At 59.3% G+C, this 7945-nt stretch carries 6 protein-coding genes and 1 pseudogene; 4 read left to right on the top strand and 3 right to left on the bottom strand.

The genetic code is table 11. The features are described 5' to 3' along the window. Both DBR30_RS03645 and DBR30_RS03640 read right to left on the bottom strand, forming a co-directional pair. On the bottom strand, positions 1-612 hold a 612-nt coding region (locus tag DBR30_RS03645; protein WP_108588189.1), incomplete at its 3' end, for a 3'-5' exonuclease. 2 nt (positions 613-614) lie between these two features. Beyond that, entirely contained in the window at positions 615-2402 is a 1788-nt protein-coding gene (locus tag DBR30_RS03640) for a putative nucleotidyltransferase substrate binding domain-containing protein (RefSeq protein ID WP_108588188.1), read from the bottom strand. Between the two features lie 168 nt (positions 2403-2570). Here DBR30_RS03640 and DBR30_RS03635 point away from each other — a divergent pair, with 168 nt between their 5' ends. Further along, a complete protein-coding gene (locus tag DBR30_RS03635) occupies positions 2571-3377 on the top strand; it encodes a crotonase/enoyl-CoA hydratase family protein (RefSeq protein WP_108588187.1) in 807 nt (268 codons plus the stop codon). A gap of 73 nt (positions 3378-3450) precedes the next feature. Here the strand turns inward: DBR30_RS03635 and DBR30_RS03630 are convergent, their stop codons facing one another. Then, complete coding sequence (locus DBR30_RS03630; protein WP_108539443.1) at positions 3451-4950, bottom strand: alanine/glycine:cation symporter family protein; 1500 nt, start codon at positions 4948-4950, stop codon at positions 3451-3453. 348 nt (positions 4951-5298) lie between these two features. Between DBR30_RS03630 and DBR30_RS03625 the strand changes: the two genes are divergently transcribed. The 3 genes and pseudogenes from DBR30_RS03625 (at position 5299) to DBR30_RS03615 (ending at position 7738) form a co-directional block, all read left to right on the top strand. Then, positions 5299-5736, top strand: coding sequence for a GNAT family N-acetyltransferase (locus DBR30_RS03625; RefSeq protein ID WP_108539440.1), 438 nt, complete (start codon positions 5299-5301; stop codon positions 5734-5736). Positions 5737-5812: 76 nt separating this feature from the next. Further along, positions 5813-6574, top strand: coding sequence for a zinc-dependent peptidase (locus DBR30_RS03620; RefSeq protein WP_258224266.1), 762 nt, complete (start codon positions 5813-5815; stop codon positions 6572-6574). 123 nt (positions 6575-6697) lie between these two features. Continuing rightward, positions 6698-7738: pseudogene (locus DBR30_RS03615) on the top strand (IS481 family transposase). Positions 7739-7945: the final 207 nt, after the last annotated feature.

Raw genomic sequence — 7945 nt, 5'->3', positions numbered from 1 at the left:
AGTGAGCGGCGAGCCGCAGGTCAGGCGCAGGTAGATGAGCGCGGCCGTGGTGGCATCGGCAAGGGCATCGTGGGCGGGCAGGGATGGGAGTTCAAGGTGGCTGCAGATGGCACTCAAATGGAGGTCAATCGCAGCATCGGGGTAGCGGCGATAGAGGTGGTCGTGATAGAGCTGGCTCACCTCGATCCCTCTCTGGGGCAAGGTCAATCCCCACAATTTCTGGCAGGCAAGATTGAGAATGCGCAGGTCGTAGGCGATGTGATAGCCCACCAGTTCGCGCGGGCCGATATAGTCGAGTAGCAGGCGCAGCGCGGCTTCCAGCTCCATCCCCTGTTGCAGATCCTGATGGCGCAGACCGTGGATCACCACAGATTGGCTGGTCAGGCTGGCCGGTGGTTGTACCTTGATGGCGAGGGCCTCGCCGGTCAGCAGCCGGTTACCCTGAATGCGCACCGCCCCGATGGAGACGATCTCGGCCTGCTCGGGATCGAGACTGGTGGTCTCGAAATCGAGGGCGATCCGTTCATCTTCGGGTGGGGTGGCAAAGAGCGGCGCGAACTCGCCAGTTCGGAACGCACGGCCATACCAGTAGCGTCGAGCGTGGCTCAACATGACTATTGTCTCAGACGAAAGTGCAAGGTTAGCCACTGCTGGAACTTTTTCACCTGATGCAGCGCCTGACGCAACAGATCCCGCTCGCTGTGGCTAAGCTCGCTTGTCTGCACCCGACTATTGCCCCCCTTGAGCTGGCTGCGCAGCCTCAGCCGGATAAAGAGCCGGAACGCCTCTGCGAGATTGCTGCCATAGTCGGTACTGAGCCGATCGGCGGCCACCAGCGCGTCGATGCGTCCCAGAGTCGAGGTCTCCAGAATGCCTGCCTCAAGGGCCAGCATGCGGATACCGTGCACCAGCGGGAACAGGCCGCCCCGCTTCAGATCCAGCCCTTCCGGTGGCTGCTCCAGCCTGCCAAACAGGGTGAGCGGGGCATGGAAGGCCACCGCCGGTCGCACCATCTCCGCCAGCAGATCCCGCCTGTCCGCCAACTGCTCGCGCAGCGCTCTGGCAACCGGCAGATGGAGCTGACGGTCCCCTGCTATGGGGTGAGCATCGGCCAGGGTGGCGAGCCAGAGCAGCTCATCCTCCTTTGCCGTGGTGCAGGCGCTGGCAATGGCGCTTTGCCACTCGCTGCCTGTTTTTGCCCAGGCCGGATTGTTCACCATGACTTGGCCGGGGCAGAGCGGGTAGCCGAGGCTCTCCAGCAGCGCGCTGAATTCGGCCAGATCGGCTGCCTGGGTGGGCCATGCCAGCCCCTCTGGCAGGATCAGGGCGTTGTCCTGATCGGTTTTGAGGATCTGCTCGCCGCGCCCCTCCGAGCCCAGCATCAGCAGGCAGACTCTATCCTGCACCTCGGGGGGGATCACCAGCGCAAAGGCTTTGGCGATCAGCTGCTCGTTGATGGTGGCGATCAGCTTCATCAAAAAGGCGGTGTGGATCCCCTGGGCAAACAGCGAGCGGGTCAATTGTTGCTGCTCGCGGGCCACCGCCTCCAGTGCCGGCAGGCTGTCGGCGCGGGCGATACGCAATGTCAGCACGTGGGAGTGGGTCGAGAAGAGCCCCAGCACTTGGGTCAGTTGCAGGATCCCCGCCACCTCGTTGCCGCGCCACACCACCAGTCGCTTGATGCGATGGCGGGTCATCAGCAGCAGGGCATCAAACAGATAGCTCTCCAGCGGCAGACCAATCAGCGGGGTAGGGGTCAGCACAGAGAGGGGGGCCGTCAGCGGCAATCCCTTGAGGGTCAGTGCGTGGAGCAAGGTCTTGCGGGTCGCCAGTGTGAGGGAGCCGTCATGAGCCGGGTAGAGCAGGCAATCGGTCCCCTTGCTCACCATGGCTTCGGTCGCCGCCAGCAGTGACAGCTTGCTGTCGACGATAAGCGGTGCCTGCAGGTGGCCGGGTTCGATGCGGGTCAGGATAAACTCCGCCAGATTCTTCTGACCCAGTTGTTCGCGTTGCTCCTGCTGCCGCTGGCGCTCGGCCAGATTGGCGGTGAAGTAGCTGGCAAACTGCGGATCCTGCTCACAGAGCGCCAGAAAGGTGTGGCGAGGGATGAGCTGACAGAGGCTATCTTCCAGCGCGGTGAAGCGGTGGCGGCAGCGGCCATCAAACTGGGCGCGCACATCGAACAGGTCATCAACCCCGTAATCACCAAACTGGTGGTGAGGGGCGGACTCTTCCACCGCCCCCTTGATGATGAGATAGAGGCCGGGAGGCTCGTCTCCCTCCTTGAGCAGCAGATCCCCAGCCCGAAAATAGCAGAGCGAGAGGTGACGGGAGAGCCGCTCGCGCGCCTCCTCATCCAGTCGGTCGAACGGTGGTCTGGCAAAATTGAACAGGGTTGACATGACAGCGTCCTCTGCTGGCTTGCGGCACTCATGCAGCTCCCAGTGTGACAAAGGGAGGGTGAGGCGACCAGCCGACTTTAGTCTCAGCTGTACCGCCTGTTCACACTCTGATAACGTGGTGGTATGACCAGTGAGTCAGTTTCAGGGATCAAGGAGAGGACAAGGGAGATGGAAAAACCAAGGATCAAGTGCGAGATCCACGACGGGATTGCCGAAGTGATGTTGACGCGGGGGGACAAACTCAATGCGCTGGACCGCGCCATGTTCAGTGCCATCGACGAGACGCTGACGCAGCTCGCCCGGCACAAGGGGTTGCGGGCGGTGATCCTGCATGGCGAGGGGCGGGCCTTCTGCGCCGGGCTGGATGTGAAGTCCATGCTCAAGCAGCCGGTGGCGGCCCTCGAGATCCTCAAGCGTGAAGCGGACGAAGCGACCAATCTGGCCCAGCGGGTTGCCTATGGTTGGCACCAGCTGCCTGTGCCGGTGATTGTAGTGACCCAGGGAGTCTGTTTTGGCGGTGGCTTGCAGATTGCGTTCGGAGCCGATTTTCGCTTCAGCACCCCCGATTGCCGCTTCTCGGTGATGGAGATCAAGTGGGGGATCATTCCCGATATGAGCGGCAGCGTCACCATGCGTAATCTGATGGGGGTGGATACCGCCATGGAGCTTGCCATGAGCGGGCGCGAGCTGGATGCCGTCGAGGCCAAATCCCTCGGGATGGTGAGCCGGGTCTGCGCCGATCCGCTGGTTGAGGCGCGGGAGTTTGCCCGCACCCTGATCACCAAGTCGCCGGATGCACTGGCGGGGATCAAGCAGCTCTACAGCCAGGCCTGGGCACGCAGCGATGAAGCGATGCTCAAAGAGGAGACTCGGTTGCAAAAGCAGATCCTGGGGCGCCCCAATCAGTGGCGCGCCACCTTTAACAGCCTGTTCCGCTGGCGTCTGCCCTTCGGGCCGCGCCGCAATCCGCACTGACCGCGAGCAGATAGAGAGCAAAAGAAATGGCAGCCGAGGCTGCCATTTTTTATGCGCGCATTAGCGTCTTGTCTCAGGAGATCTTGCGATCCAGATCCGGCTCGAAGGGGTGACCGGATTTCTCCTGCTCCAGATTGTCTTCGGAGCGATGGCCAGCCCAGTAGTCGGCGTTCTTGATGCCGAGTTTCTCCGGGTGGAACACCGGATCCAGCCCTTTGGCTTGCTGCGCCTCATAGTCGCGCAGACAGGCAAAGGCGGTCTTTTGCAGCAGCAGGATGGCGATGATGTTGAGCCATGCCATCAGGCCGACCCCGATATCCCCCATGCCCCACGCCAGATCTGCAGTCTTGACGGTGCCGTAGACAGTGGCAGCCATCAGCGCAATCTTCAGCAAGAAGGTGAGCCAGGGGCGATTTATCTTGCGGTTGATGTAGGCGATGTTGGTTTCGGCGATGTAGTAGTAGGCAACGATGGTGGTGAACGCGAAGAAGAACAGCGCGATGGCCACGAACATACTGCCAAAGCCTGGCATCATGCTCTCCATGGCGGTCTGCACATAGCCCGGGCCTGCCGCCACACCCGCAATACCCGTATAGAGGGCAGTACCGTCCGGCCCTTGCACGTTATAGAGGCCGGAGATCAGCAGCATAAAGCCGGTGGCGGAGCAGACGAACAGGGTGTCGATATAGACGGAGAACGCCTGCACCAGACCCTGCTTGGCCGGGTGGCTCACTGCCGCAGCAGAGGAGGCGTGCGGTCCGGTACCCTGACCCGCTTCGTTGGAGTAGACCCCGCGTTTTACCCCCCACATGATGGCCAGACCCAGAATGGCACCGAAACCGGCATCCAGACCGAAGGCGCTCTTCCAGATCAGCAACAGTACGCCCGGCAGGGCGGAGATGTTGAGGGCGATGATGACGCAGGCCACGATGATGTAGCCCAGCGCCATAAAGGGCACTACGGTACTGGCGAAGTTGGCGATACGCTTGACGCCACCGAAGATAATAAAGCCGAGCAGCAGCGCCAGACCGGCGGCGGTGACGTTCGGATCGATATCAAAGGCGGTCTGCAGGCTGGCGCCGATGGAGTTGGCCTGCACGCCCGGCAGCAGTACGCCGCAGGCAAAGATGGTAGCGATGGCGAAGGTCCAGGCGTACCACTTCATGCCGAGCCCTTTCTCGATGTAGAAGGCAGGGCCGCCGCGATATTCGCCGTTGATCTTCTCTTTGTAAACCTGACCCAGAGTGGACTCCACGAAAGCGGAGCTTGAACCGAGGAAGGCCACCATCCACATCCAGAACATGGCGCCCGGGCCACCGAAGGTGATAGCGGTGGCCACACCGGCGATGTTACCGGTACCCACGCGACCGGCCAGGGTCATGGCCAGCGCCTGGAAGGAGGAGACACCGGCATCGGTGCTCTTGCCATCAAACATCAGCCGTACCATTTCGGCCATGTGACGCAACTGCAAGAAACGGGTGCGCAGGGAGAAGTAAAGACCGACCCCCAGACACAGGTAGATGAGCGCAGGGCTCCAGATTACACCATTGATGGCATTGACGATTTCATTCATGTACAACAACTCCTTTGTTGTGTTTGTGGCGCTGTCTTGGCGAGATCTTGGCCTCGCTCTCTGTCACTGTTTTCGGCCCTGTTTGTTAACAATCCAGTTAACAAATGAGCGCGAGGTTGAGGGGTTAAGCAGAGCGCAAACACGCGCCATGCATGGCTTGTAACATATCGAGTTGTATCGGTGCTTCCCAGCGAAAAATGTTGCCTTGTTGCAAATTTGTGAATTGACAAGGGTGGGGAGATAATGGCAGGCAGCGTTTTCTATGAGTAAAGATGAGATCCTCCTTGTTGATCTGCGCCAGGCAATGTGACGGGCGTAACACAATGGAAAGCAAACATGAGGCCAACAATGAAAAATGACCCTGAGACGTTGACGATCCGTCCCCCTGAGGCCGACGACGGGAGCGCCATCGCCCACCTGTTCACCCAATTGGGGTATCCTGCCGAAGGCGCTGACGTGACGGCGCGCCTGTTGACGCCGGATCCCGCGAGCGTTGTGCTGCTCGCTGCCCTTGCAGACAAGGTGGTCGGCGTGCTGGTGTGGCACAAGTTGGCACCGCTGCATGTTGCACCAGCTTGGGGCCTGATCTCGGCGCTGGTTGTCGATGAAGGGGCAAGAGGGGCGGGAGTGGGCGCAGCCTTGCTCAAGGGCGCCGAAGAGATGGCGCGGGCCGCAGGTTGCGCCCAGCTGGAGCTATCCAGCAGTCTCAAGCGCGAGGCGGCTCACCGTTTCTATCTGGCGCAGGATTATCAGGAGCGGCCGAAACGGTTCGTCAAACTGCTGTGACCTGTTTTTTGCATCAAAAGAAGGAGTAGGCGTGCTGGGATGGTTCAAATGGCTGGGTGGTCGCCCGCAAACGCCCATGAGTGAGGATGAGTTGGCACTGTGGCGTCAGGCGCTGGCGGCTGTGCCCATCTTGCAAGGGCTCAACGACGCCGAGCAGACGACGCTTATCGGGCTGGGGCAACAGCTGCTCAAACGCAAGACCCTGACCCTGATCGGGGTAGAGCTCAGCCCACGCCAACAGGCGGTGCTGGCGCTGCAGGCGGCGTTGCCCATCTTGCACCTCGGCCTTGACTGGTATCGCGGCTTTCACGAAATCATCATCATTCCCGAACCCGTCACCCGGCGCCAGGAGGTGCAGGATGAGTTCGGTCTGGTGAGCGAGTTTGAAGAGGAGAACGCCGGTGAATCCTGGCCGCAAGGGCCGCTGGTGCTGGCCTGGAGCGAACTGCAGCAGGATGGTGACTGGGACGGCTTTAATCTGGTGATCCACGAGCTGGCCCACAAGCTAGATATGCTGGGCGGTGAGGCGGATGGCACGCCCCCATTGCCGGGGCCGATGAGCAGCCAGTTGTGGCAGCAGGCCTTTCAGAGCGCCTTCGATACGCTGTGCCAGCAGCTTGATCGGGACGAAGTGACCGATATCGATCCCTATGCTGCCGAACATCCCGCGGAGTTTTTTGCCGTCAGCTGCGAGTGCTTCTTTACTGATCCGCTGCGGCTGCAGCAGGTCTATCCCGCGGTATACCGGCAACTGAGCCAGTTCTTTAGCCAGGATCCCGCGCAGCGTTTTCCCGCGACCCGCTTGCTGGCGGGGGAGGGAGGTTACGGAATTCTGTGACATCAATGCACAACAAAAATGGTAAAACAGTGGAAATGCTTAATTGTGGTCTGTATGGGGATGGTAGGGAGTGGTCATACGGCTTCAAACCGGTAACCCTACCGTGTTATCTGGAGTCACCGTATGACCACCAACGAGAAAGTAGCACGTCGCAAACTCAGCCTGCTAGCGCTCGCCAAAGAGCTCAATAACGTCAGTAAAGCCTGCAAGCTCATTGGCTACAGCCGCCAGCAGTTCTACGAAATTCGCCGTAATTACCAGACCTATGGCGCCGAGGGCTTGCTCGACAAATTGCCGGGCTGTAAAGGGGCTCATCCCAATCGGGTTGCGCCCGAGATTGAACAGGCCATCCTCGATTACTTCCTCACCAGACCAACTCAAGGCCCGCTGTGGGTCGCGCAAGAACTGGCTCTGCAAGGCATCAATGTCAGTGCGGGTGGTGTGCGTGGCGTGTGGCAACGGCACGACTTGCTCTCTAAACACGACCGCTTGCTGCGCCTTGAGAAAACTCACCGTGAGCAGACCATTGAGCTCAATGACGAACAAATTCGCCTGTTAGAACGATTCAGTCCCGAGTTCCGAAAACGCCAGATTGAGGTTCACTACACCGGAGAACTGGTGGCGGTCGACACCTTCTTCGTTGGCGCGCTCAAGGGGGTTGGCAAGGTGTATCTGCAAACCGTGCTGAACTGCTACAGTCGCCACGCCTGGGGGCGGCTCTACACCAGCAAGCTGCCCATCACCTCGGTCCATGTGCTTAACGAAACGGTGCTGCCATTCTTTGAAACCCACGAGGCACGGGTCTATACCATCCTGTCGGATAACGGGCGCGAGTTCTGTGGGCGCCCTGACCACCATCCCTACGAGCTGTTCCTGCCACTGGAGGGAATTGAGCACCGAACCACCAAGGTGCTCAGGCCGCAGAGCAACGGCTTTATCGAGCGGCTGCATCGAACCTTGCTGGATGAACACTTCCGCATCAAGGGGAGGACGACCTGGTATGAGTCGGTAGAGTAGATGCAGACAGACCTGGATAGCTATCTGGTGCACTACAACACCCAGCGGCCACATCAGGGCAGGATGATGGAGGGTCAAACCCCCTACAGCATGTTCAAGAAGGGTCTGAAATTGATACCGAAGGAAGTGCGCATTAAAGTAGCGTAAACAAGACACCGGTTTGAGGCCGGTGTCAGGTGATAACTAGAACTGTACACTTTATTAAAGCGCATTTTATCTATAGCTAGACCTTAGATTATTCTCAAAGTAGGATATGGAAAATTCAGTATGATAACGTTTTTTATTTTAGTGAGACGTATTATTTATGATTAAATTATTTGACACAAATCAAAGCAAAACTGTACTGTCTAAGTT

Source organism: Aeromonas sp. HMWF017, from assembly GCF_003061465.1.
In the GTDB taxonomy this organism is placed as follows: domain Bacteria; phylum Pseudomonadota; class Gammaproteobacteria; order Enterobacterales; family Aeromonadaceae; genus Aeromonas; species Aeromonas veronii.
This window is presented reverse-complemented; position numbering and strand designations above follow the sequence as displayed.

What these genes read in the sequence shown, in the direction of transcription:
- DBR30_RS03630 (WP_108539443.1), bottom strand. Translation starts at nt 4,950, where the DNA reads ATGAATGAAATCGTCAATGCCATCAATGGTGTAATCTGGAGCCCTGCG.
- DBR30_RS03640 (WP_108588188.1), bottom strand. Translation starts at nt 2,402, where the DNA reads ATGTCAACCCTGTTCAATTTTGCCAGACCACCGTTCGACCGACTGGAT.
- DBR30_RS03635 (WP_108588187.1), top strand. Translation starts at nt 2,571, where the DNA reads ATGGAAAAACCAAGGATCAAGTGCGAGATCCACGACGGGATTGCCGAA.
- DBR30_RS03625 (WP_108539440.1), top strand. Translation starts at nt 5,299, where the DNA reads ATGAAAAATGACCCTGAGACGTTGACGATCCGTCCCCCTGAGGCCGAC.
- DBR30_RS03620 (WP_258224266.1), top strand. Translation starts at nt 5,813, where the DNA reads ATGAGTGAGGATGAGTTGGCACTGTGGCGTCAGGCGCTGGCGGCTGTG.